Origin of the sequence: Ottowia sp. SB7-C50 (assembly GCF_033110285.1) — a bacterium.
GTDB lineage: Bacteria > Pseudomonadota > Gammaproteobacteria > Burkholderiales > Burkholderiaceae_C > Ottowia.
On sequence record NZ_CP136995.1, the window covers coordinates 609,750 to 632,284 of the forward strand.

The following is a 22,535-nucleotide window of genomic DNA, read 5'->3' on the forward strand; positions in this document are numbered from 1 at the left end:
CTGCGGAACTCGCTGCGCGGCTACGCCGCTTCGCTCAAACAGCCGCAGCAAGTCAGAGCACGAAGCGCGGCATGCTCCGCTGCCGCGCCCGCCCCACGCCCTGCGCTTCTCGGCACGGCCAGAGGGGATGTGCAGCCCATTCGGGCCATCGCTTCACTCGGCCCTTTCCGCGCGGCCCGTCCAGGCGCGACGCGCATTCAGGCTTGCCGCGCACCCGGCGGCATCATCAACTACATACTCCGCCGATACTGCCCGCCAACTTCAAACAGCGCATTCGTGATCTGGCCCAGCGAGCACACGCGCACCGCGTCCATCAGCACCGCGAACACGTTGCCGTTGTCGATGACGGTCTGCTGCAGTCGCTTCAACATGGCCGGCGCTTCGGCGGCGTGGCGAGTGTGGAAGTCGTTCAGGCGCTTGAGTTGCGACTGCTTCTCGTCCTCGGTCGAGCGCGCCAGTTCCAGGCTCTCCAGCACCTCGTCGCCCTTGGGGTTGCGGAAGGTGTTGACGCCGATGATGGGGTATTCGCCGGTGTGCTTGAGCATCTCGTAGTGCATGCTCTCTTCCTGGATCTTGCTGCGCTGGTAACCCGTTTCCATGGCGCCCAGCACGCCGCCCCGCTCGCTGATGCGCTCGAATTCGGATAACACGGCTTCTTCCACCAGTTCGGTCAGCTCCTCGATCACGAACGCACCCTGGTTCGGGTTCTCGTTCTTGGCCAGGCCCCATTCGCGGTTGATGATGAGCTGGATCGCCATCGCGCGGCGCACGCTGTCTTCGGTCGGCGTGGTGATGGCCTCGTCAAACGCGTTGGTGTGCAGGCTGTTGCAGTTGTCGTAGATGGCGATCAGCGCTTGCAGCGTGGTGCGGATGTCGTTGAACTGGATCTCTTGCGCGTGCAGGCTGCGGCCGCTGGTCTGGATGTGGTACTTGAGCTTCTGGGACCGTTCGTTGGCGCCGTATTTCTCCTTCATCGCCACGGCCCAGATGCGGCGCGCCACGCGGCCCATCACGGTGTATTCCGGATCCATGCCGTTGCTGAAGAAATAGCTCAGGTTGGGCGCGAAGTCGTCGATGTGCATGCCGCGCGCCAGGTACGCCTCGACCAGCGTGAAACCGTTGCTCAAAGTGAAGGCGAGCTGGCTGATCGGGTTGGCACCCGCCTCGGCGATGTGGTAGCCACTGATCGACACGCTATAGAAATTGCGCACGTTGTGGTGCACAAAGTATTCGGCGATGTCGCCCATCACCTTGAGCGAAAACTCGGTCGAGAAGATGCAGGTGTTCTGGCCCTGGTCTTCTTTCAGGATGTCGGCCTGCACCGTGCCGCGCACGTTGGCCAGCGTCCATTCGCGGATCTTCTCTGCTTCAGTGTCGGTGGGCTCGCGGCTGTTGTCGGCCTGGAACTTTTCCAGTTGCTGGTCGATGGCCGCGTTCATGAACATGGCCAGGATCGACGGCGCGGGGCCGTTGATGGTCATGCTGACGCTGGTGGTCGGGTTGCACAGATCGAAGCCTGAATACAGCACCTTCAGGTCGTCCAGCGTGGCGATGCTGACGCCCGAGTTGCCCACCTTGCCGTAAATGTCGGGCCTCGGGTCGGGGTCGTTGCCGTACAGCGTGACGGAATCGAAGGCCGTGGACAGCCGCTTGGCCGCCATGCCTTCGCTCACCAACTTGAAGCGGCGGTTGGTGCGGAAGGCGTCGCCTTCGCCGGCGAACATGCGCGTGGGGTCTTCGCCCTCGCGTTTGAAGGCAAAGGTGCCGGCGGTGTAGGGATAGCTGCCAGGCACGTTGTCGAGCATCAGCCACTTGACGATCTCGCCGTGGTCCTCGAACTGCGGCAGCACGACCTTGCGGATCGTGGTGCCCGACAGAGACTTGGTGGTGAGTGCGGTGCGGATTTCCTTGTCGCGGATTCTCACCACATATTCGTCGCCCGAATACGCCTGCTGCATCGCGGGCCATTGCTCGATCAGCTTGGCGGCGTCGCGGTCGATGTCGGCCGCGCGTTTGTCGGCCAGCGCCAGCACCGTGGCGCGGGCGCCGTGCTCGCCGGTCTTCTTCGGGTCGTCCTCTTGCAGCATGCGCGCGGTTTCGCGCAACTGCTGCACGGCGCGCACGCGGCGTGCCTGCTCGCGCACGCGGCGCTTGTAGCCGCGCACGGTGTCGCTGATCTCCGCCAGATAGCGCGTGCGCGCGGCGGGCACGATGGGCGTCTGGTTGGTGCTGTGGCGCACGTTGACGGGCGGAAGGCGGCCTTCTCTCAAAGGCAGGCCGAGCGCGCCCAGGCGGCCTTTCAGTGCCTGGTACAGCGCCGTGACGCCATCGTCGTTGAAGCGCGCGGCCTGGGTGCCGAACACGGGCATTTCCTCGGGCCGCTTGCTGAAGGCTTCCTTGTTGCGCTGCACCTGCTTGGCGACGTCGCGCAGCGCATCGAGCGCGCCCTTGCGATCAAACTTGTTGATGGCGATAAATTCGGCAAAGTCCAGCATGTCGATTTTTTCGAGCTGGCTGGCCGCGCCATATTCGGGCGTCATCACGTACATCGGCACATCGACGTGCGGCACGATGGCGGCGTCGCCCTGGCCGATGCCGGAGGTCTCGACGATGATGAGGTCGAACCCGGCCGCCTTGCACGCCGCGATCACATCGGGCAACGCCGGGCTGATCTCGCTGCCCGTGTCGCGCGTGGCGAGCGAGCGCATGTAGACGCGCGCCCCCGAATCTTGAGCGGCAGCTTGGCCGGCCGCCTTGGGCCACGGCGAAATCGCGTTCATGCGAATGCGGTCGCCCAGCAGCGCGCCGCCCGACTTGCGCCGGCTTGGGTCGATGCTGATGACGGCCACGCGCAGGCTGTCGTCCTGATCCAGCCGCAGGCGGCGGATCAGTTCGTCCGTCAGGCTCGACTTGCCCGCGCCGCCGGTGCCGGTGATGCCGACCACCGGTATCTTTTTGGTAGCTGCCTGCGCACGTACGGCGCCGACCAGCGCCTCGTCGGCCTTCTCATTCTCCAGCGCCGTGATGAGCTGCGCCAGCGCGCGCCACGCGGCGCCGCTGTGGCCCTGGATCGCCTCGATGTCCGTCGGCGCGTAGCTGGACAAATCCTTGTCGCAGCGCATCACCATCTCGCCGATCATCCCTTGCAGGCCCATGCGCTGGCCGTCTTCGGGGCTGTAGATGCGGCCCACGCCGTAGTCGTGCAGCTCGCGGATTTCAGCCGGCACGATGACACCGCCGCCGCCGCCGAACACCTGCACATGCGCGCCGCCGCGCTCGCGCAGCAGGTCAACCATGTACTTGAAGTATTCGACGTGCCCGCCCTGGTAGCTGCTGATGGCGATGCCCTGCGCGTCTTCCTGCAGGGCGGCGGTCACCACTTCGTCCACGCTGCGGTTGTGGCCCAGGTGGATCACTTCGGCGCCCATGCCCTGCAGGATGCGGCGCATGATGTTGATGGCCGCGTCGTGTCCGTCGAACAGCGACGCGGCGGTGACGAAGCGCACCTTGTTCGTGGGGCGGTACTCGGACAGCGCCTTGAATTCGGCGGACAGGTCGGTCATGGGTTGTCTCCTGTTTTGATAGCGGTATGCGTAGGTGGAATGCGGGAAGCGGGCTTATTTGACGATCAAGCCCTTGAGCGCGGGGTTGTCGGGCGGGTAGCGCAGCTTGAGCGACTGCAGCTTGTCTCGCACCAGCGTGGCGATCATCAGGTTGCGGTGGGTCTTGCTGTCGGCCGGCACCACGGTCCAGGGCGCCCATTCGGTGCTGGTGGCGCGCAGCGCGTCCTCGTAGGCGCGCTGGTAGTCGGGCCACTGCTTGCGCACGTCCAGGTCGCCCATGCTGAACTTCCAGTGCTTGGTCGGGTCGTCAATGCGTTCCTGCAGGCGCTGGCGCTGCTCGTCTTCGCTGATGTGCAGCATGAACTTCAGGATGACCGTGCCGGTCTCGGTCAGCATGCGCTCGAAGTCGTTGATCTGGCGGTAGCGCTGCGCTGTCACTTTCCTGTCGATCCAGCCGTTGACTACCGGCACCAGCACGTCTTCGTAGTGGCTGCGGTTGTGGATCATGAATTCGCCCGCGGCCGGCGTTTCCTGGTGGATGCGCCACAGGTAGTCGTGGCTGCGCTCGAGCTCGGTCGGCGCCTTCCAGCCCACGGCGCGCACGCCCAGCGGGCTGGTTTCCTTGAACACGGCGCGGATGGTGCCGTCCTTGCCGGCGGTGTCGGTGCCCTGCAGCAGCACCAGCAGCTTGAAGCGCTTGTCGGCCCAGAAGATGTCCTGCAACGCGTCGATCTCGCGCGCCAGTTCGGCCACGCGCGCCTTGTCGGCGGCCTTGTCGCCGCTGGCATACGGTTTGGCGCCGGGGTCGCAATCTTTCAGGGCAAAACCGTTGCCACCGACCGGCACTTGCCAGCGGTCGGGTTTCCTGGAGCCGTTCGTCTTTGCCATGCAGTCGCCTGAGGTTGACGTTTACGTAAACGTAAGATTATGCGGGCTGGGCAGAAAAAAGGCCAGCCGCTCGCGCGGCCGGCCATCACAGGCGCGGACAACGCGCGAGGTCTATTTGTACAGGATTTGCGGCAGCCACAGGCCGATCTGCGGGAACAGATACAGCAGCACGATGGCCAGGATCTGGATGCCCATGAACGGCATCATGCCCAGGAAGATCTGGTTCAGCGTCACGTGCTTGGGCGCCACGCCCTTCAGGTAGAACGCGCTCATCGCCACCGGCGGGCTGAGGAAGGCGGTCTGCAGGTTCAGCGCCACCAGCAGGCCGAAGAACAGCGGGTCGACACCGAAGTTGTCCAGCAGCGGCACGAAGATCGGCATGAAGATGACGATGATCTCGGTCCATTCCAGCGGCCAGCCCAGGATGAAGATGATCACCTGGGTCAGGATCAGGAACTGGGTCTTGGTCAGGTTCAGGCTCAGCACCCACTGCTCGACCAGCTCCTGCCCGCCCAGCAGCGCGAACGCCGCCGAGAAGATGGCCGAGCCGACGAACAGCCAGCACACCATGGCGCTGGTCTTGGCCGTCAGGTACACGCTTTCCTTCACCTCGCCCTGCAGCCCCGACTGGCGATAGCCCACCACGCACCACACGCCGATGCCCGCCACGGCCAGCCAGCCCAGCCACGGCGGCACGGCCGAGCCGCTGGATTCGCCCCGCGTCACCAGGAACCACGTGATTGCCACCAGCGCCGGCAGCCACAGCAGCAGCCACAGCGCCAGCGTGGCGCCCACGCGCTGCTTGTGCTTGCCGACCAGCGCGTAGATGCAGGCCAGCACGTAGCCGCCGAAGGCGCCCACCGCCGCCGCCTCGGTCGGCGTGGCCAGCCCGAACACGATGGAGCCCAGCACCGCCATGATGAGGATCATGAGCGGGAAGAAGCTGGCCAGCAGCAGCTTGAAGATCTCCAGCCGGTTGAAGTTGAGCACCGCGTAGTAGCCCAGCAGGGCCAGCGCGCCCAGCCCCAGGCCGATCCAGTAGCCCATCGGTGCGCCGCGCGGTGTGTCGGCGCCGCCCTTGACGGCCGAGGCGGCCGCGCCGCTGGCGGGTGCGCCGGCGGCGGCAGGGGGCTCTGCCAGACCGCTGGACGGGGCGGTCGATTCACTGGCCGCCGCCCCGGGCGGCTCGCTCAGGCCGCTACCGCTGGCGGCGCCTTCCGGCTCGTCCGCGCTGGCGGGTGGCTCGGCCAGGCCGCCGGCGGCGGGTGGCGCGTCGTCGCCCGGTGGTTCCGCCAGGCCGGTGCTGGCGGGTGCAGCGGTGTCGCCGCTGCCGGGGGGGCTCGGCCAGCCCGCCGCCGCTGGACGTCGCCGCGCCGGAGCCCATCTGCTCCAGGCCGACGGGTACCTCGTCAACCGGCTTTTCTGCCGTCACCAGCCCGTAGCTCCACAGCGCCATGGCCGCAAACAGCAGCGCCGGCACCAGTGCCACCCACAGTTGCTTGCGCAGATAGGCGCGGTCGGCCACCGGCTCGCCGCGCCGCAGCGCGCGCAGCAGGAAGCCGAGTGCGCCTTCTTCATTGCGCGCACCCGCGTTCTGCAGCGGCGCTGGCAGCGTCACACGGCGCTCTTCGGCGCTGAGCGGCGGCGCCCACGCGGGCTTGAGCTTGGCGACGATGATCACGTACACCACATACAGCCCGGCCAGCATGATGCCGGGGAAGAAGGCGCCGGCATACAGCTGCACCACCGACACCCCGGCCGTGGCGCCGTACACGATCAGCAGCACCGACGGCGGAATCAGGATGCCCAGGCACCCGCCCGCCGTGATGGCGCCCGCCGACAGCGGCACGCTGTAGCCCGCGCGCAGCATGGCCGGCAGCGCCAGCAGGCCCATCAGCGTGACCACCGCGCCGACGATGCCGGTGGCGGTGGCGAAGATCGCGCAGGTCACCAGCGTGGCCACCGCCAGCGAGCCCGGCACTCGAGCCATCGACAGGTGCAGGCTTTGAAACAGCTTCTGGATCAGGTTGGCGCGTTCGACCAGGTAACCCATAAAGACGAACAGCGGAATGGCGATCAGCACGTCGTTGCCCATCACCTTGAAGGCCGACTGCACCATCAGGTCCAGCGTGCGGTGCCAGTCGCGGTCGTACGCCAGCCAGGTGAACAGCATGCCCATGCCCATCAGCGTGAACGCGGTGGGAAAGCCCAGCATGATGGCCACCACCACCAGCGACAGCATCAGCAGCCCGATGTGGCCCTGGGTGATCTTCTCGACGCTGACCAGCATGCCCAGCGCGGCGGCAATGATCAGCCCCATCAGGATGAAGCCGAACCACAGTTCCTTGCGCAGCTTCATGGCCGGCCCTCCTGTTGCGCCACCACGTACTTGTCCAGCGCCTCGATGTCCTCGTCCTTCACGTGCACCATCTCCTTGAGCTTGTCCACGTCCACTTCTTCCACGTCCTCGTCGCGCGCCGGCCAGGCGCCGGTCTGCAGGCAGATGACGCAGCGGATGATCTCGACGACGCCCTGCAGCAGCAGCGTGGCGCCGACAAAGGGGATGACGAACTTGAACGGGTACACCGGCAGCGGGTCGGCGTTGAAGGTCTGCTCGCGAATCGCCAGCGACTCCTGCGCATAGCCCCAGCCGGCCCACGTCAGCGCGACGATGCCCGGCAGAAAGAACACCAGGTACAGCAGCAGGTCGATGGCGGCCTGCGTGCGCGGCCGAAAGAAGCCGTACAGCACATCGCCGCGCACGTGGCCGTTCTTCGACAGCGTGTAGGCGCCAGCGGTCATGAACAGCGTGCCGTACAGCATGATCTGCGCGTCCAGCATCCAGGCGTGCGGCTTGTTCATGACGTAGCGTGAAAACACTTCCCAGCTGATCAGCAGCGTGAGGCCCACGATGGCCCAGGCAAAGACCTTGCCGATCCACGTGGACAGCCGATCAACGGCGAGCAACAGGTTCTGCATGACAGGCAACTCCCGACGTGCCGCGGCGCGGCGTCGTCTTGTCGTTATGGTTTTGAAGGCAAACGACTTGAAAACATCCGTCCTTGACACACAGGCGGGAATCCAGGGCCGTACCCACAGGTCGGATGGATTGCTGGCTGGGCGGGAATGACGAACGAGAAAAGCATTTCCAGGCGGATTGCTTTCGGATGACTTTAGCGTTGTTTCGGTGCCGAGCGCGCTAAACGACTGCGCGGATAGCTACTATAAACATAGCAAAGCGCAATCCGTTTCCACACAGCAAGGGCGCCCTCGCGGGCGCCCCGGCCATGATGGGCGCGGCGGGCCCGCAGGTGCCCGCCCGCACCCGCATCAGCTCTTCTTGCCGCTGAAGTAGTGGTTGTAGGCCATCTTCAGATCGACCGAGTAGTCGTTCTGCCACTGGCCGGCGCGCTCGGCAAACGCCTTCTGCGAATCCAGCACCTTCTTGAACAGCGGGTTCTCGGCGGACTTCTTGGCGATGGTCTTGTCCCATGCGGCCAGCTGCGCGCGCAGGATCGCGTCGGGCGTCTTGTAGAACTTCACGCCGGCCTTCTTCAGCTCGATGTAGTCCTTGGAGTTGCGGTCGATCGCCTTCCAGCTCATGTCGGCGCTGGCGGCCTGCACGGCGTAGTCGATGATCGAGCGCAATTCCTGCGGCAGCGCCTTGTACTTGGGGCCGTTGAACAGGATCTCGAACTGCTCGCCGCTTTGGTGGAAGCTTTGCAACATGCAGTTCTTGGCCACGTCGGCAAAGCCCAGCACGCGGTCGGATGACGCATTGTTGAACTCGGCCGCGTCGATCAGGCCGCGGTCCAGCGCGGGCACGATCTCGCCGCCCGGCAGCGGGTTCACCGCCACGCCCATGTCGGTGAACACGTCCACCGCCAGCCCGACGGTGCGGAACTTCAGGCCCTTCATGTCGGCGACCTTCGACACCGGCTTCTTGAACCAGCCCAGCGGCTGCGTGGGCATGGGGCCGTACAGGTAGGTCACCACGTCCATGTTCAGGCTCTTGTAGATTTCTTCCACCAGCGCCTTGCCGCCGCCGTAGTGGTGCCAGGCCAGCACCATGTTCGGGTCCATGCCGTAGGCCGGGCCCGAGCCCCACAAGGCCAGCGCGCTATTTTTTCCGTAGTGGTAGGCGATCACGCCGTGCCCGCCGTCGAGCGTGCCCTTGCTCACCGCCTCCAGCAGCTGGAACGCCGGCACCACCGCACCGGCAGGCAGCACCTCGATCTTCAGGCGCGCGCCGGCCATGTCGTTCACCTTCTTGGCGAAGTCCTGCGCGTACTCATGGAAGATGTCCTTGGCCGGCCAGGTGCTCTGGAAGCGCAGCGACGTGGTCTGCGCCTTGGACACCATGGGCGCGGACATTGCGCCGGCCGCCACGGCGGCGCCTTTCAGCAGGTTGCGGCGGCGGGGGGAAGCGGGTCGTTGGGCCATGTCGATGTCTCCTCTGTTGGCGTGACGAAAAACCTGTCCATCTTGGGTGACTGCGGCAAGAGTCAGCAGGGGGGTTTGTACTAATCTGGGCAGGGTACCCTCCAAAAATCCAGCCGCAGTGGCGGCCGGCATACGGCGGCGATGCATTTCGCATGGCCGTCAGCGACACCGCGCACCGACGCGGTACGATTGCCACACTGGTCAAGGTTTGAGGAGCCCCGGTATGAGTTACGTCCTGGATGACGCCCACAAGCGCGGTTTGTGCGCCCGTCTGGCGCGGGTGGAAGGTCAGTTGCGAGGCCTGCAGAAGCTGCTGCAGGCCGACACCGACCCTGAAAAAACGGCGCAGCAGATGGCGGCTGCGCGCAAGGCGCTGGACAAGGCGTTCTTCGCCTTCGTCACCACGCTGATCGCCGAAGGCCAGTTTTCCGCGTCCGAAGTCTCCGAGCTGCTGATCCGCTTCGCCTGAGGGCGGGCGCCGCGCATACTTGGGGTCATGAACCCCACCCAGCTTTTCGATCCCGCCTCCAGCACGTACACCTACATCCTGTTCGATGAAGACTCGCGCGAGGCTGTCATCATCGACCCGGTGGACGAGCAGATCGAGCGCGACCTGGCCACGCTGGAGCGGCTGAACCTGCGCCTGCTGTGGGCGCTGGAAACGCACGCCCACGCCGACCACATCACCAGCGCGGCCCGGCTGGCCGAACTGACCGGTGCCCGCACCGCCGCGCCCGCCGGCTGCGACATCGGCACTGCCGCCGTGCAGCTGAAGGGCGGCGACACGCTGCGCTTTGGTCGCGAGCAGCTGCGCGTGCTGCCCACGCCCGGCCACACGGCGGGCAGCGTCAGCTATTACTGGCAGCGCGCGCCGCATCCGCACGACGCCCCGACCGGCGAAGCGGCCCCGGTGCCGCTGGGCCATCAGATGCGCCCCGACCAGCGCCACGACGACCGCCATGTGTTCACCGGCGACACGCTGCTCATCCAGGGCTGCGGTCGCACCGATTTCCAGTCCGGCGACGCGGGCGCGCTGTACGACAGCATCACCGGCCAGCTGTTCACGCTGCCCGACACCACCATCGTCTGGCCGGGGCACGACTACCACGAGCGCACGCAGTCGACCATCGGTGTCGAGAAGGCCACCAATCCGCGATTGGCGGGCCGCTCGCGCAGCGAGTTCATCGCCTTCATGGACGCGCTGGCGCTGCCCCGGCCACGCCGCATGGACGAAGCCGTGCCGGCCAACCAGCGCTCCGGCCTGCGGCAGGACGCGACTGCCGAGACGGTATTGGCGGCGCCCGAGGGCGCGGTGAAACCCGCCGATGGCTATGCGGGCGACATTTCGCCCCAGACGGCGCACGACTGGTGGCAGGGCGGCAAGGCGGTGCTGGTCGACGTGCGCACCGACGCCGAGCGCGAATGGGTCGGCTTTGTGCCGGGCGCGACGGCGGTGGCCTGGAAGCAGTGGCCGGGCATGGCGCTGAACCCCGATTTCGACGCGGGCATCGTCCGCGCACTGGCAGAAGGGCTGCCGCTGCTGATGCTGTGCCGCAGCGGGGTGCGCTCGATGGCCGCCGCGCGCCGCGCGACCGAACTGGGGGCGAGCGCGTACAACGTGCTGGGCGGGTTCGAGGGCGATCCTGATGAGCATGCGCACCGAGGGCACAAGAACGGGTGGCGACATGCGGGGTTGCCGTGGCGGCAGAATTGACGCTCCCCCTGTGGCGCTGACGCGCCTTCCCCCAGCGGGGGACAACGCTGGTGGTCGGGGGGGACCCCGACCACGGCGTTCTGGCATGGCCTGCTCCGCGGCCTTTCGAGTGTATGAAGGGTCTGGTGTTGGGCGGGCACAAGTGACCGCCCAACAGCTTTGATTGCCGCACCCCACCGGATTGAGCGCTGTCGGCCGGGATGTGCGCCCGGCGGCGCAGTCACTTTCTTTTGTTTCGCCAAAAGAAAGTAACCAAAGTTCGCGCAGCGGGGTGCGCTCACTTCGCGCAGCGAAGTTATGCGAACACAAAACCGACCCCACTGGCCGTGTCCGTTCGCTGCGCTGCGGGCAGCCTGCGATGCTCGGGCATGGGGCGGCGCTGCGGAACTCGCTTTGTTCGCTTCGCTCTCGCCGCTCAGACATCCGCATCGAGTCAGAGCACGAAGCGCATGCTTCGCTGCGCCCACCCCACGCCCTGCGCTTCTCGGCACGGCCAGAGGGGAGTTGACCCCGCTCGGGCCGTCCCTGCGCTCGGCCTTGGGTTGCGGTTGGGGCTTATCCGTGCGCCATCGGCGGCGGCACGGCCAGCCAATCGGCGATCGCGCCTTCATACGCCGCCGCCAAGCGCAGCACGCCAGCGTCGTCCTGCGGCCTGCCGATGAGCTGCATGCCCATGGGCAGGCCGGCTTCGTTGAAGCCGACCGGCACGCTGATGCAGGGCAGGCCGGCGAAGGTGGCGTAGATCACCACTTCCATCCAGCGGTGGTAGGTGTCCATGGTGCGGCCAGCGATGGTGCGGGGCCAGCGCTCGGCAGCGTCGAAGGGCCACACCTGCGCGGTGGGCAGCGCCAGAAAGTCGTGTTGCCCGAACAGCCTCAGCATGCTCTGGTGGAACTGCGTGCGCACCACGCTGGCGGCCAGGAACTGGTTGGCCGTGCAGCCTTCGGCCTGGTCGTATTCCCACACGGCTTCGGGCTTGATCCGGGCGCGGTTGCCCGGCTGCAGAAAAAGCGGCGCGATGCGCGAAGCGACCAGCACGCGGCGCCACACCAGCCAGGCGTCCCACACGCGCGCCGGGGGCATGCCCAGACGCGCGGGCGCGACGGGGCAGCCCAGGCGTTCGAGCCGGCCCAGGCCGCGCTGGCAGGCGTCAAGGATGCCGTCCTCCATCGGCAGGTAGCCGTCCAGATCGCCGAGCCAGCCGATGCGCTGTGATTTCAGGTCGAAATGGCCGTCTGCGCTGGCTGTATCTGTATTTGTAGCTATCGAAAGAGGAGCATTGTCCGACGCGCCGGCCTGCGTGCCCAGCAGCCGCGCCACGTCGCGCACGCTGCGGCCCATGGGGCCCTCGGTAGCCAGCTGGCTGACCCAGACGTCCTGTGCGGGCCACATCGGCACGCGGCCCTGGCTGGGGCGAAAGCCGAAGATGTTGTTCCACGCCGCCGGGTTGCGCAGGCTGCCCATGAAGTCCGATCCGTCGGCCACCGGCAGCAGCCGCAGCGCCAGCGCCACCGCCGCGCCGCCGCTGGAGCCGCCCGCCGAGCGCGTGCGGTCGTAGGCGTTGCGCGTGGTGCCGAAGACGTCGTTGAAGGTGTGCGAGCCCAGGCCGAATTCGGGCACGTTGGTCTTGCCGATGAAGATGCAGCCGGCGGCCTTCATGCGCGCCGTCATCAGCCCATCTTCGGTGGCGATGAAGTCGGTCATCAGCGGAGAACCCAGCGTGGTCGGCAGGCCGCGGGCGTGCGCCAGGTCCTTGATGGCCTGCGGCATGCCGTGCATCCATCCGCGCGACTGGCCGCGCCCCAGTTCGGCGTCGCACGCATCCGCTTCTGCCAGCAGCACGTCGTCGGGCCGCAGCGACACGATGGCCGTGAAGGCCGGATTGATGCGGTGAATGCGCGCCAGATAAGCCGCCATCACCTCACGGCACGACACCCGCCTTGCGTGGATGGCCTCGGAAAGCGCAGTGGCGTCGAGCGCGGTGATGTCGTCGTCGGCGATGGGCTGATTCATGCCACCACTCTACGGCGATGCGCGCCCGAGTGCCAGCCTCGATGCCACGGCGGTTGAACATTGACCCGGCGATCGACCCGGCGGCCGCATCACCCGCCATGAAAAAAGCCACCCGAAGGTGGCTTTCCTGAAGGCCGCGGAGCCGGCCATCCCAGCGAACGCCGTGGGCCGGGCTTGGCCCGGCCACTGGCGTTGTCCCCCTCGCTCAGCAGAGGGGGAAGGCGCGTCAGCGCCTCAGGGGGTGGTGCTCAAAGCGCGGGGATGCGCAGCTTCTGGCCCGGGTAGATCTTGTCCGGGTGGCTCAGCATCGGCTTGTTGGCTTCGAAGATGGCCATGTACTTGTTGGCATCGCCGTAGTACTTCTTGGCGATGGCCGACAGCGTGTCGCCACTGACCACGTCGTGGTATTGCGAGGCGGTGCCGGCGGGGTACTGCAGGTTGTTGTCCACGCTGCTGACGGCGGCCACGTTGCCTGCGGCCAGGCCGGCCTTCTCGGCGGCTTCCTGGCTGGGCGCGATGCCGACCAGGCTGACGTTGCCGCTGGCGCCGTCAAAAGCCACTTCCAGGCCCGACAGGCCCAGGTTCTGCTTTTCGATGTAGGTCTTGATGGCGTCGCCGGCCTGCTTGTTCAAGTCGGCCACGTTGGGTGCGTTGGACGCAGCGGCCTGCTCGACTTCCTTGGCGCCGAACAGCTTTTCACCGGCTTCCTTGATAAAACTGAACAATCCCATTTCTTGATCTCCTTGGTTGGTGGTTGGGAATCTTGCACTGTACTCGCTTCATGTGACGATTTCGGCGACGGCCCCCGATTCGGGGTGTAGGACAAATGCCCGACAAAAGCGCTTATATTGCGCGCCATGAGCGGATTTCTCGCCATCGACGTTGGCAACACGCGCCTGAAGTGGACCCTGTACGAGCGCCCCGTGGCAGGCGCGCGCATGCTGGCGCAGGGGGCGGAATTCCTGGAGCAGATCGACCGCCTGGGTGACGGCGTGTGGTCGCAGATTCCCGAGCCGGCCAGCATGCTGGGCTGCATCGTGGCGGCCACCGCCGTCAAGCACCGCGTGCAGGAGCAGATGGAGCAGTGGGCCGTCGAGCCGCGCTGGGTGGTGGCGTCGGACGCCGAGGCGGGGCTGTCCAACGGCTACGACTTTCCGGCGCGGCTGGGCGCCGACCGCTGGGTGGCGATGATCGGCGCGCGCCACCAGATGCTGCAGCGCGGGGCGCCGCGGCCCATCCTGCTGGTGATGGTCGGCACGGCCGTCACGGTGGAGGCGATCGACCAGCACGGGCGCTTTCTGGGCGGGCTGATCCTGCCCGGCCACGGCATCATGCTGCGCGCGCTCGAATCGGGCACCGCCGGCCTGCACGTGCCCACGGGCGACGTGGTGGAATTTCCGACCAACACCAGCGACGCGCTGACATCCGGCGGCACCTTCGCCATTGCCGGCGCGTGCGAGCGCATGTTCCAGCACCTGTTCAAGCGCTGCGCTGCCGAGCCGCTGTGCCTGATGACCGGTGGCGCCGGCTGGAAGATGCTGCCCGCCATGACGCGCCCTTTCGAGCTGATCGAAAGCATGATCTTCGATGGCCTGCTGGTCATCGCCGAACGCCGCGACGCGCTCAACGGCCGTGGCTGACGCGCGTTCGGGTGGCGCGTGTCGCTACAAATAGCGTAGCTGTCAGCGCTTGTCTGGCAAGCGCCAGCGGCCCGAAACGCCCTTAACCCTGCGCCGCGGCGTCGGCCGAGCCGGCCAGGCCGTCCACCGCCTCGAACATGGCCTGCCGCGCCTGGCTGACGATCTGGCCCTTCCAGGCGTCGGTGTCGGTGTAGAACGCGGCCAGCGTGCGGGCCTGGATCTGCGCCGCCAGCTCGGGCGGCGCCATGGGGTGCAGCGCCAGCCAGTGGTCGCCGCGCAGCGCGTCCAGCACTTCCAGCACCGGCACGGTGCCGTATTCCATGGCGATGCCGGTGTATTCGGCCTGCGGCGCGGCGTCGTAGATGGCGTTCCACATCAGGCCGGTGAGCAGCGCGCTGGTGGACGAGCCGTCGTAGATGGACGTGACCTGATCGCCCCACCAGCGGCGCGCGCGCGCCGTGGCGGCGGCATCGTCGCGGCCGGCGTAGATGCGCTCGCCCACGCCATTGGGGCCCAGGCCGGTGTGCAGGTCGATCCAGGCGATGTGGCGCGCGCGGGTGGCGTGCTGCGCCAGCACGCGGCGCAGCGTCTGGTTGCTCCACGTGGGGGGCGTTGCCGCCGTAGAACAGGCCATCGGCAAATTCGTACTGCCCGCCCGAGATGGCGGCCTGCCACGCGGCCACGCCTTCGGTGTCGATGAAGGCCTGGATGGCCTGCGCGTTGGCGGCGTCGGGCGGCCAGCGGTCGGGCAGCAGCAGCGGCTGCACGCGCCGGTAGCCTTCGTTCACGGGCAGCGGCCGGGTGAAGTCCTGGAAGTTGCGGTTGAGGTCGACGTTTTCGTGCGTCACCCGGCGGATGTGCGAAAAGCCGTACGGGTTGAGCGCGTGGATGTACAGCACCGCCACGCCCGCATCGCGCGCCTTTGCGCGCCATTCGGCGTCGTGCAGGGCAAACACCTGCACGCCGCTGCCGCAATAGCCTTCGACGCCGTGGCAGGCGCTGCTGACGATGAGCAGGCGCTCACTTTGCGGGTTGCCATCCAGCGCCACATCCATCGCCAGCTGCTCGCCGTCGCGGCCGGGCAGCGGGTGCGGGTGCGATTCGATGCGCGTGCCCGCGGTGGCCGCGGCTTCCAGGAACTTGACGCGCGCGCGGGCGTAGCTGGGGGAGAAGGCCTGTGGAATGGGGATCATGGAGGGCTCGCCGGGAAGATCGGGGGGATTTTGCTCCCACGCCCGCCGGCGGGGAAGGGGCGGCGGCGCGTTCAGGCCTTGACGGGCATGGGCCGGTCGGCTGGCGGCTGGTGCGCCAGCCAGGCTTCGGCCAGCCGCACCCAGTAGGTGCCGCCCAGCGGGATCAGGTCGTCGTTGAAGTCGTAGTGCGGGTTGTGCAGCGTGCACGGGCCGGCGTCGTGCCCGCCGCCTTCGTAGCGGCCGCGGTGGGCGCCGTCGCCGTTGGCGATGAAGCAGTAGGCGCCGGGCTTTTCCAGCAGCATGTACGAGAAGTCCTCGGCGCCCATGGTCGGCTCCTGCGCCAGCGCGTTGCCTTCGCCCACGATGTCGGCCATGACGCGGCGGGCAAAGTCGGCTTCGTACGGCGTGTTGATGGTGGGCGGGTAGTTGCGGCGGAACTCGAAGGCGCACTGCGCGCCAAAGGCCGCGCTCAGCCCTTCGGCGATTTCCTGCATGCGCCGCTCGATCAGGTCCAGCACCTCGAAGGTGAAGGTGCGCACCGTGCCCTGAATCTCGCAACTGTCGGGGATGACGTTGGTGGCCTCGCCGGCGTGAATCATGGTGACCGAGATCACGCCGCCGTCCACCGGCTTCTTGTTGCGCGTCAGGATGGTCTGGAAGCCCTGCACGATCTGGCAGGCGATGGGCACCGGGTCGATGCCGTTGTGCGGCAGCGCCGCGTGGCCGCCCTTGCCGGTGATGGTGATCCTGAACTCGTTGCTGGACGCCATGACCGGGCCGGGCGAGACGGCGAACTTGCCCACGTCCATGCCGGGCCAGTTGTGCATGCCGAACACCGCCTCCATCGGAAAGCGCTCGAACAGCCCGTCCTTGATCATCTCGCGCGCGCCGCCGCCGCCTTCCTCGGCCGGCTGGAAGATCAGGTACACCGTGCCGTCGAAGTTGCGGTGCTTCGAAAAATGCAGCGCCGCCGCCAGCAGCATGGCCGTGTGGCCGTCGTGGCCGCAGGCGTGCATCTTGCCCTTGTGGGTGCTGGCGTGGGCGAAGGTGTTGAACTCGGTCATGGGCAGCGCGTCCATGTCGGCGCGCAGGCCAATGGCCCGGCCGCTCTGGCCGCCGTCGCGCCCGTGCACCACGCCCACCAGGCCCGTCACGCCCAGCCCGCGGTGGATGGGGATGCCCCATTCGGTCAGCTTGGCCGCCACCAGGTCGGCGGTACGCACTTCTTCGTAGCACAGCTCAGGGTGCGCGTGGATGTCGCGCCGCAGTTGGGTGATGGCCGCGGCCTGCGCCAGGATGGGTTCGATCAGCTTCATGCGCACAGTCTAGCCGCGGCCGTGGCGGCGCGCAGATTCAGACCGAAAAACGCTGCTGGCGCAACAAGGATAAGCGCAAGCAGCTATCAAAATGAGTGCAATGTACGGTCCGCGCGCCACCGATGGCCGCGGAGCAGGCCAAGCGCAGAACGCCGCGGTCGGGCTTGCACCGGCCGCAGGCGTTGTCCCCCTTACGCAGTGAAGGGGGAAGCGGCGTCAGCCGCTCAGGGGGTTATGTCCGAACCCTTCCGTCGCCCGTCAACATCGACAACTCGACAAAGCGCGACGCCACGTGCTGACCGGCCCCGAAGTTCACGCGGTAGCCGCCAAAGTCCTCGTTGATGCCTTCCAGCGCCGCAATCAGCCCTTCGCGCGAGGGCCGCGCGGCGCGACGCAGGCCTTCGGCAAACACCTTGGCCGCCAGATAGCCTTCCATCGACGAATAGTTGGCCTGCACGTTGCCACCGACCTGCCGCGCCGCCGCCACGAATTCGCGCGTGATGGGCCGCGCCGCGCTGTAGGGCGAGGGCATGACCTGCGACACCACCACGCCCGCGCCGTCCTTGCCCAGTTCGTCGGCCAGCGCCTGCGTGCCCACGAACGACACGTTGTAGAACTTGCCGCCGTAGCCCGCCGCGCGCGCCTGGCGAATAAACGCCGCGCACGCCTGGTAGGCGCCGATCTGCACGATGGCCTGCGCCCCCGACTTGGCCAATGTGGCCACGGCGTCCTTCACGTCCGACGAATTGCGCTCCACCGTCGCCACCGCCAGCGGCTTGAGCTGCTGCGCCGCCAGCGCCTTGGTCACGCCCGACAGCCCGGCCTGGCCGTAGGCGTCGTTCTGGTGGAACACGGCGATGCGGTCCTGGCTCAAGTGGGTGAGCTGGCGCACGATCAGCGCCGTTTCGTCGTCGTACGACGCGCGCAGGTGGAAGGCTTCGCGCCTGAAAGGCTCGCGCAGGCCCATGGCGCCGGTGAAGGGCGCGAAGAACGGCACCTTGGCCGACGCCGCCAGCGGCAGCGCCGCCAGGCTGGTCGGCGTGCCGATGTAGCCAAACAGCGCGAACACCTCGTCCTTGATCAGCTTTTCGGTGTTGGCCTTGCAGCGCTCGGGCTCGTAGCCGTCGTCCAGCTGCCGGATCTCGATCGGTCGCCCGCCCACGCCGCCCTTGGCGTTGAGCTGGTCAAAACACAGCTTGGCCCCGGCGTAAAACTGCGTGCCCAACTGCATCGCCGGCCCGCTGAACGCCGCCGACTGACCCAGCACTACCCGCCCGTCCTGCGCCCGCGCCAGACCGAAGCCCGCGACCAGGCTGGCACCGGCAAGCTGGGTGAAACGGCGGCGGGTGGGGGGTGGGGCGCATGGTGTGGTGGGCGAAAGTTGGCGGCTGCAGGCGTCAGGCCGGTCGTGCCTGAGCGCCTGACAGGTTACCAAATATTACCCAGATGCCTGCGTGCCCATACCGGCTTGTTGCGCCCGGTTTGACCTTCGTCATCCGATGAGCGGCAGCGCACGCCTGTCGCAGCGGTGCGCCGGGTTTGCGCACAATGCAGTCATGGTCATAGCTGGGTCATCTGCCGGGGCATCACGCCGTCTTACCCTGCGCCACGCGTGGCGGCTGGCGGCGCTGGCGCCCCTGCTGGCGGCGCTGGCCGGTTGCGGCTCGGTGGGTTATTACTGGCAGTCGGTGCACGGCCATCTGGCGCTGATGCATGCCGCGCGACCCGTGAACGATCTGCTGGCCGACCCGGCGGTGGCGGCCGACCTGAAGGCGCGCCTGGCGCTGGCGCGCGGCATGCGGGCCTTTGCCGTCAATGACTTGGCGCTGCCGGACAACGCCAGCTACCACCGCTACAGCGACCTGAAGCGCCGCGCGGCGGTATGGAACGTGGCCGCGGCGCCGCCGGATTCGCTGGAGCTGCGGCGCTGGTGCTTCCCCGTGGTCGGCTGCGTGGGCTACCGCGGCTATTACGACGAGGCCGAGGCCAAGGCGCTGGCGGCGCAACTGGAGCGCGACGAGGGCCTGGAGGTGCGCATGTACGGCGTGCCCGCCTATTCGACGCTGGGCTGGCTGAACTGGGCGGGGGGCGACCCGCTGCTGTCGACCTTCATCCGCTACCCCGACGGCGAGCTGGCGCGCATGATCTTTCACGAACTGGCGCACCAGGTGGTGTACGTGAACGACGACACCATGTTCAACGAGTCGTATGCCACCGCCGTGGAGCGGCTGGGCGTGCAGCGCTGGCTGGCCACGCAGGCCGACGACGTGGCGCGGCGCGACTACGCCGCGTTCGACGCGCGGCGCCGGGCGTTCCGCGAACTGTCACGCCAGACGCGCAGCGAACTCGAGCAGGTTTATGCACAAAAACCTGCCTTGGCGCGCGACCAGACTGCGCTTTATGCTATGAAAGATGAAGCAATGGCGCGCTTTCGGCAACGCTACGCGCAGTTGAAGTCCGAATGGGCGGCGGCGGGCACGCCGTTCAACGGCTTCGACGCGTGGGTGGCGGGGGCCAACAACGCGTTCTTCGGCATCCAGGCCGCGTACGACGAACTGGTGCCGGGCTTTGAGGCGCTGTTCGCGCAGGTGGGCGGCGACTGGCCGCGCTTTCACGCCGCGGTGCGCGACCTGTCCCGTCTGGGCAAGGACGAGCGGCAGGCCCGACTGAGCGCGCTGGCCGCCGGTAGCACGGCCAAGCCCTGATTGCTATTTAAAAAGTAGCTGCCTGCACTGTTCAGGCTTGCGGCAGCGGGGAATTCTTCAAAAAAACCAAAAAAACCGGACGCAGAGGGCGCAGAGATCGCAGAGGACGCAGAAAAAACCAAAAAACATTATTTTGGCTGTTTCTTTTGCGTCCTCTGCGAATCCTTCGCGTCCTCTGCGTCCGGCTGTTTCGGCTGTTGGTTCGTGTCGACTATTGACGCAGTTCGTCGATCAGCTCAACGTACTGCTGCATGGCTTCGTCCGCGGTGGTGCCTTCCAGCTTCTTCCAGGCGTCCCACTTGGCGCGCGCCACGATGTCGGCAAAGCCGGGCTTGGCTTCTTCGTTGTCGCCTTCGGTGGCCTGCTTGTACAGCGAATAGATCTTGAGCAGCGTCACGTTGTCGGGGCGCTCGCTGAGCTTCTTGGAGTTGGCGACGGCGTCGTCGAAGCGGGCCTTGAGGTCGGACATGGCGATTCCTTCGGGTAAAGCGTGAAACGGCAATGTTAGCCGCGCGCGGCGGCGTCGCGCTACAGCGTCAGCCGGGCGCGCGCCAGCTCGACCCACAGGCGTTCGACGGCGTCGCGCGCGGTCAGCTGCGCGGCGTGTTCAAGCAGTCGCGTGGCTTCGGCCAGGCGCGCCTCGCCTTCGAGCAGCAACAGCGCGTTGGCGCATTCGTGCAGCACGGCGGGCGAATCGGGCGCCAGGCGCTGGGCGTGGTCCAGGTGGCGGTGCACGGCGGCGGCGTGCGCGCCGTAGGTCATGGCGCCGACCAGCGGCCCCACCTTGTCGATGACCGACGCCTGGAAGGTGGCCAGCGCCACATGCGCATAGGCGTGGTTGGGGTCGAGCGCCAGCGTGGCTTCGAGCGCGGCGCGCACCTGCGTGCCCAGGCCTTGCGCCAGCGCCCGTGCCACGTGGATGCCGTTGGCGTAGCGCGCCAGCGCGTCGCCCTGCCAGTACCAGGCGCTGGGCTGCTGCGGGCGCTGCGCGGCGTGGGCGCAGGCGCGCGCATGCACGCGCCGGAACAGCTCGATGCGGGTGGGCTCGTGCGGTTCGACCAGCGCGGCGTAGGCGGCGGTGGCGCGGTTGGCGACCGACAGGCCGTCGATGCCCAGCGCCAGGCCGGCGTGGGTGGCCTGCTCGAACTGGCCGGAATGGAACAGCACCCAGGCCTGCAGCAGCGCGTCGCTGTCGGGCGGCGGCTCGTCGTCGACCGCGTGCAGCGCCGACCATTGGGCGCGCACGCGCTCGCCGTCGAAGCGGTAGTCCGCAGCGTAGGGGCAGGGCAGCCAGGCGGTCATGGCGAAAAAGGTCAGGGCGTGGCGGGATGATAGGCCTCGATCAGGGCCTGCAGGTGGGCGCGCGGCTCGGCATGAAGGTGCGGCGCCAGCAGGCCCAGCACGTGGTAGGCGCCGCGCAGCAGCGCGTCCTGGGCGTTTTCGGGCTCCAGCGCGCTGCGCGGCTGCAGCACGTATTCGTAGCTCAACCAGTAGGTCAGCACCACCACCATGCTGGCGGCCACGGCGTCGCGCTGGCGCGTTTCGCTGGCGTCGGGCGCGGCGGTGCCGGCCAGCGTGTCGAGCAGCACGCGCAGCGCCGCCCGCTTGCGCAGCAGGATGGCGGGAAAGTGCGTCTCCAGCCGCCGGTTGCGCGACAGCAGGTGGTTCAGGTCGCGGTACAGGAAGCGGTAGGCCCAGATCAGCTCGAACAGCGAGTGCAGGAAGAACCAGGCGTCCTCGACGTCGGCCACGTCTTCGTCCGCCGCCAGCAGCTCGTACAGCCGGCCTTCGTACTGGTCGAACAGGGTGTTGACCAGTTCGTCCTTGGAGGGGAAGTGGTAGTACAGGTTGCCGGGGCTGATGCGCAGCTCGGCCGACAGCGTGGTGGTGGAGACGTTGGGCTCGCCGAAGCGGTTGAACAGCTCCAGCGTGGTGCCAAGAATGCGCTCGGCGGTGCGGCGGGGCGCTTTCTTGGTCATTGAGGTCGTCCTTCAGTTGTCGCCACCACTAGCGGATTATTTGCCGCGGTCGACAGCGTTATGGCTCATTGGGTTGCCTGAGGTGCGGGCAGCGCGGGCGCCGGCGCCTGCGCTGAGGGCTGATAGACCGGAACCCGCACCGCCACCGCCTGCTGCACCGTGTGTTCGGCAAAATCGCCATTGGGCTGGGTGATGCGCAGACGCACCGGCAAGTATTCAATCTGGGGGCCCAGCCAGACTTCAATTTTGGGATCACCCTCTCGCGTGGGGGTGTGGGTCAGGCGCAGCGTTTTCAAGGTCTTGCCGTCGAGCGCTGTGATCGGTTCTTCCGCCTCGATAACGAATGCCGCAGATGTGACATCGCCTTTGCCCGTCAGCGGGATACGGATGGCAGTGCCGGGCGTGTAGCGCTCTGGCGCGCCAGCGAGCAAGGCGCCAAGTTGAACAAGGGTGCTCAATCGATCCAATGCACCGCCCGCAGGCAATTCGCTGTCCGTCGCGCCGGGAGCGAATTGAAGGCGTCGACCGGAGTAGTCGAAACGAACCGACTGATCGGTCTTGGTGCGCTGAAGTGCGCTTACCGGCGCCAGGCCCTGAGGCGTGACCAGCCCGTTGGCCCGCAACGTATCTTCGCCGACTTTCACATGGTAAAAATACCATTTGCTGTCGTACCAAATGCCGTCGTGACGCCACGTGAGCGTCGATATGCCGTTGTTGTACGCGATCCCGTTGGACAGGCCGATGACTTGATAGCTCAGATCGCCTGCCCCCGGAACCATGACGTTGGCGTCCCCCGCGGCACTGATCTGCGCCCGTGCGGCGATTTCCTCGGGTTCTGGCAGCAAGGGCGTGATCGGCTCGGGCATGGCGGTGCCGCCGAACGTCGCGCCAACGCGCGGTACCAGAAGGGACGGCAACGAGGTGGGCTTATCGTTTCGACTGGACTCCTGTGGTGGGCGGTCGGGTGGCTCAACCGCAGCAGGGGGCGCGGGGCGCGGGCGCGGGGCTGGCTTGGGGCGCGGCTGTGGCTTTGCAAGCGGAATGGGGCGTGGTGTGGGAGGCGGAGGGTCAGCCGGTGGCG

General features: G+C 67.2%; 16 protein-coding genes and 3 pseudogenes. 5 read left to right on the forward strand and 14 right to left on the reverse strand.

Features of this window, described 5'->3' with window-relative positions; all coding sequences use genetic code 11:
• Positions 1-230 precede the first annotated feature (230 nt).
• From icmF to R0D99_RS02950, 5 genes and pseudogenes are all read right to left on the reverse strand, one after another.
• On the reverse strand, positions 231-3,563 hold the full coding sequence (gene icmF / locus R0D99_RS02930; RefSeq protein ID WP_317749885.1) for a fused isobutyryl-CoA mutase/GTPase IcmF: 3,333 nt from the start codon (positions 3,561-3,563) through the stop codon (positions 231-233).
• A gap of 54 nt (positions 3,564-3,617) precedes the next feature.
• Complete coding sequence (locus tag R0D99_RS02935) at positions 3,618-4,451, reverse strand: PPK2 family polyphosphate kinase (protein WP_317749886.1); 834 nt, start codon at positions 4,449-4,451, stop codon at positions 3,618-3,620.
• Positions 4,452-4,562: 111 nt separating this feature from the next.
• Positions 4,563-6,810: pseudogene (locus R0D99_RS02940) on the reverse strand (TRAP transporter large permease subunit).
• Positions 6,807-7,430, reverse strand: coding sequence for a TRAP transporter small permease subunit (locus R0D99_RS02945; protein WP_317749887.1), 624 nt, complete (start codon positions 7,428-7,430; stop codon positions 6,807-6,809). The pseudogene R0D99_RS02940 and the gene R0D99_RS02945 overlap by 4 nt, the downstream one beginning before the upstream one ends.
• 351 nt (positions 7,431-7,781) lie before the next feature.
• The gene (locus R0D99_RS02950) at positions 7,782-8,894 is read right to left on the reverse strand and encodes a TRAP transporter substrate-binding protein (protein ID WP_317749888.1); all 1,113 of its coding nucleotides are present in this window, start codon (positions 8,892-8,894) and stop codon (positions 7,782-7,784) included.
• Between the two features lie 223 nt (positions 8,895-9,117).
• On the opposite strand from R0D99_RS02950, the gene R0D99_RS02955 reads away from it, so the two are divergent.
• The 3 genes and pseudogenes from R0D99_RS02955 (at position 9,118) to R0D99_RS02965 (ending at position 10,608) form a co-directional block, all read left to right on the forward strand.
• Complete coding sequence (locus R0D99_RS02955) at positions 9,118-9,363, forward strand: metal-sensitive transcriptional regulator (protein ID WP_317749889.1); 246 nt, start codon at positions 9,118-9,120, stop codon at positions 9,361-9,363.
• Between the two features lie 27 nt (positions 9,364-9,390).
• Positions 9,391-10,161: pseudogene (locus R0D99_RS17270) on the forward strand (MBL fold metallo-hydrolase); the annotation flags it as partial.
• Positions 10,162-10,293: 132 nt separating this feature from the next.
• A complete protein-coding gene (locus tag R0D99_RS02965; RefSeq protein WP_416366017.1) occupies positions 10,294-10,608 on the forward strand; it encodes a rhodanese-like domain-containing protein in 315 nt (104 codons plus the stop codon).
• 555 nt (positions 10,609-11,163) lie between these two features.
• Here the strand turns inward: R0D99_RS02965 and R0D99_RS02970 are convergent.
• Together R0D99_RS02970 and lysM are read right to left on the reverse strand one after the other, a co-directional pair.
• On the reverse strand, positions 11,164-12,621 hold the full coding sequence (locus tag R0D99_RS02970) for an amidase (protein WP_317749890.1): 1,458 nt from the start codon (positions 12,619-12,621) through the stop codon (positions 11,164-11,166).
• A gap of 248 nt (positions 12,622-12,869) precedes the next feature.
• Positions 12,870-13,352, reverse strand: coding sequence for a peptidoglycan-binding protein LysM (gene lysM, locus R0D99_RS02975; RefSeq protein ID WP_317749891.1), 483 nt, complete (start codon positions 13,350-13,352; stop codon positions 12,870-12,872).
• Between the two features lie 126 nt (positions 13,353-13,478).
• Here lysM and R0D99_RS02980 point away from each other — a divergent pair, with 126 nt between their 5' ends.
• A complete protein-coding gene (locus R0D99_RS02980) occupies positions 13,479-14,261 on the forward strand; it encodes a type III pantothenate kinase (protein ID WP_317749892.1) in 783 nt (260 codons plus the stop codon).
• 82 nt (positions 14,262-14,343) lie between these two features.
• Here the strand turns inward: R0D99_RS02980 and R0D99_RS02985 are convergent.
• The 3 genes and pseudogenes from R0D99_RS02985 to R0D99_RS02995 form a co-directional block, all read right to left on the reverse strand.
• A pseudogene (locus tag R0D99_RS02985) lies at positions 14,344-15,454 on the reverse strand (M14 family metallopeptidase).
• 71 nt (positions 15,455-15,525) lie between these two features.
• On the reverse strand, positions 15,526-16,770 hold the full coding sequence (locus R0D99_RS02990) for a M20 aminoacylase family protein (RefSeq protein WP_317749893.1): 1,245 nt from the start codon (positions 16,768-16,770) through the stop codon (positions 15,526-15,528).
• A gap of 232 nt (positions 16,771-17,002) precedes the next feature.
• Positions 17,003-18,037, reverse strand: coding sequence for an ABC transporter substrate-binding protein (locus R0D99_RS02995; RefSeq protein WP_317749895.1), 1,035 nt, complete (start codon positions 18,035-18,037; stop codon positions 17,003-17,005).
• A 289-nt stretch (positions 18,038-18,326) separates the two neighbouring features.
• Here R0D99_RS02995 and R0D99_RS03000 point away from each other — a divergent pair, with 289 nt between their 5' ends.
• Positions 18,327-19,475, forward strand: coding sequence for an aminopeptidase (locus R0D99_RS03000; protein ID WP_317749896.1), 1,149 nt, complete (start codon positions 18,327-18,329; stop codon positions 19,473-19,475).
• Positions 19,476-19,686: 211 nt separating this feature from the next.
• Here R0D99_RS03000 and R0D99_RS03005 read toward each other — a convergent pair whose 3' ends face one another.
• The 4 genes from R0D99_RS03005 to R0D99_RS03020 form a co-directional block, all read right to left on the reverse strand.
• A complete protein-coding gene (locus R0D99_RS03005) occupies positions 19,687-19,944 on the reverse strand; it encodes an acyl-CoA-binding protein (protein ID WP_317749897.1) in 258 nt (85 codons plus the stop codon).
• 59 nt (positions 19,945-20,003) lie between these two features.
• On the reverse strand, positions 20,004-20,777 hold the full coding sequence (locus R0D99_RS03010; RefSeq protein WP_317749898.1) for a hypothetical protein: 774 nt from the start codon (positions 20,775-20,777) through the stop codon (positions 20,004-20,006).
• 11 nt (positions 20,778-20,788) lie between these two features.
• On the reverse strand, positions 20,789-21,454 hold the full coding sequence (locus tag R0D99_RS03015; protein ID WP_317749899.1) for a TetR/AcrR family transcriptional regulator: 666 nt from the start codon (positions 21,452-21,454) through the stop codon (positions 20,789-20,791).
• Between the two features lie 65 nt (positions 21,455-21,519).
• The gene (locus R0D99_RS03020; protein ID WP_317749900.1) at positions 21,520-22,320 is read right to left on the reverse strand and encodes a DUF3108 domain-containing protein; all 801 of its coding nucleotides are present in this window, start codon (positions 22,318-22,320) and stop codon (positions 21,520-21,522) included.
• Positions 22,321-22,535 lie beyond the last annotated feature (215 nt).

Excerpts from the sequence above, each read along its gene's own strand:
- icmF (WP_317749885.1), bottom strand. The coding sequence starts at position 3,563 with ATGACCGACCTGTCCGCCGAATTCAAGGCGCTGTCCGAGTACCGCCCC.
- R0D99_RS02935 (WP_317749886.1), bottom strand. The coding sequence starts at position 4,451 with ATGGCAAAGACGAACGGCTCCAGGAAACCCGACCGCTGGCAAGTGCCG.
- R0D99_RS02945 (WP_317749887.1), bottom strand. The coding sequence starts at position 7,430 with ATGCAGAACCTGTTGCTCGCCGTTGATCGGCTGTCCACGTGGATCGGC.
- R0D99_RS02950 (WP_317749888.1), bottom strand. The coding sequence starts at position 8,894 with ATGGCCCAACGACCCGCTTCCCCCCGCCGCCGCAACCTGCTGAAAGGC.
- R0D99_RS02955 (WP_317749889.1), top strand. The coding sequence starts at position 9,118 with ATGAGTTACGTCCTGGATGACGCCCACAAGCGCGGTTTGTGCGCCCGT.
- R0D99_RS02970 (WP_317749890.1), bottom strand. The coding sequence starts at position 12,621 with ATGAATCAGCCCATCGCCGACGACGACATCACCGCGCTCGACGCCACT.
- lysM (WP_317749891.1), bottom strand. The coding sequence starts at position 13,352 with ATGGGATTGTTCAGTTTTATCAAGGAAGCCGGTGAAAAGCTGTTCGGC.
- R0D99_RS02980 (WP_317749892.1), top strand. The coding sequence starts at position 13,479 with ATGAGCGGATTTCTCGCCATCGACGTTGGCAACACGCGCCTGAAGTGG.
- R0D99_RS02990 (WP_317749893.1), bottom strand. The coding sequence starts at position 16,770 with ATGAAGCTGATCGAACCCATCCTGGCGCAGGCCGCGGCCATCACCCAA.
- R0D99_RS03000 (WP_317749896.1), top strand. The coding sequence starts at position 18,327 with ATGGTCATAGCTGGGTCATCTGCCGGGGCATCACGCCGTCTTACCCTG.
- R0D99_RS03005 (WP_317749897.1), bottom strand. The coding sequence starts at position 19,944 with ATGTCCGACCTCAAGGCCCGCTTCGACGACGCCGTCGCCAACTCCAAG.
- R0D99_RS03010 (WP_317749898.1), bottom strand. The coding sequence starts at position 20,777 with ATGACCGCCTGGCTGCCCTGCCCCTACGCTGCGGACTACCGCTTCGAC.
- R0D99_RS03015 (WP_317749899.1), bottom strand. The coding sequence starts at position 21,454 with ATGACCAAGAAAGCGCCCCGCCGCACCGCCGAGCGCATTCTTGGCACC.
- R0D99_RS03020 (WP_317749900.1), bottom strand. The coding sequence starts at position 22,320 with ATGCCCGAGCCGATCACGCCCTTGCTGCCAGAACCCGAGGAAATCGCC.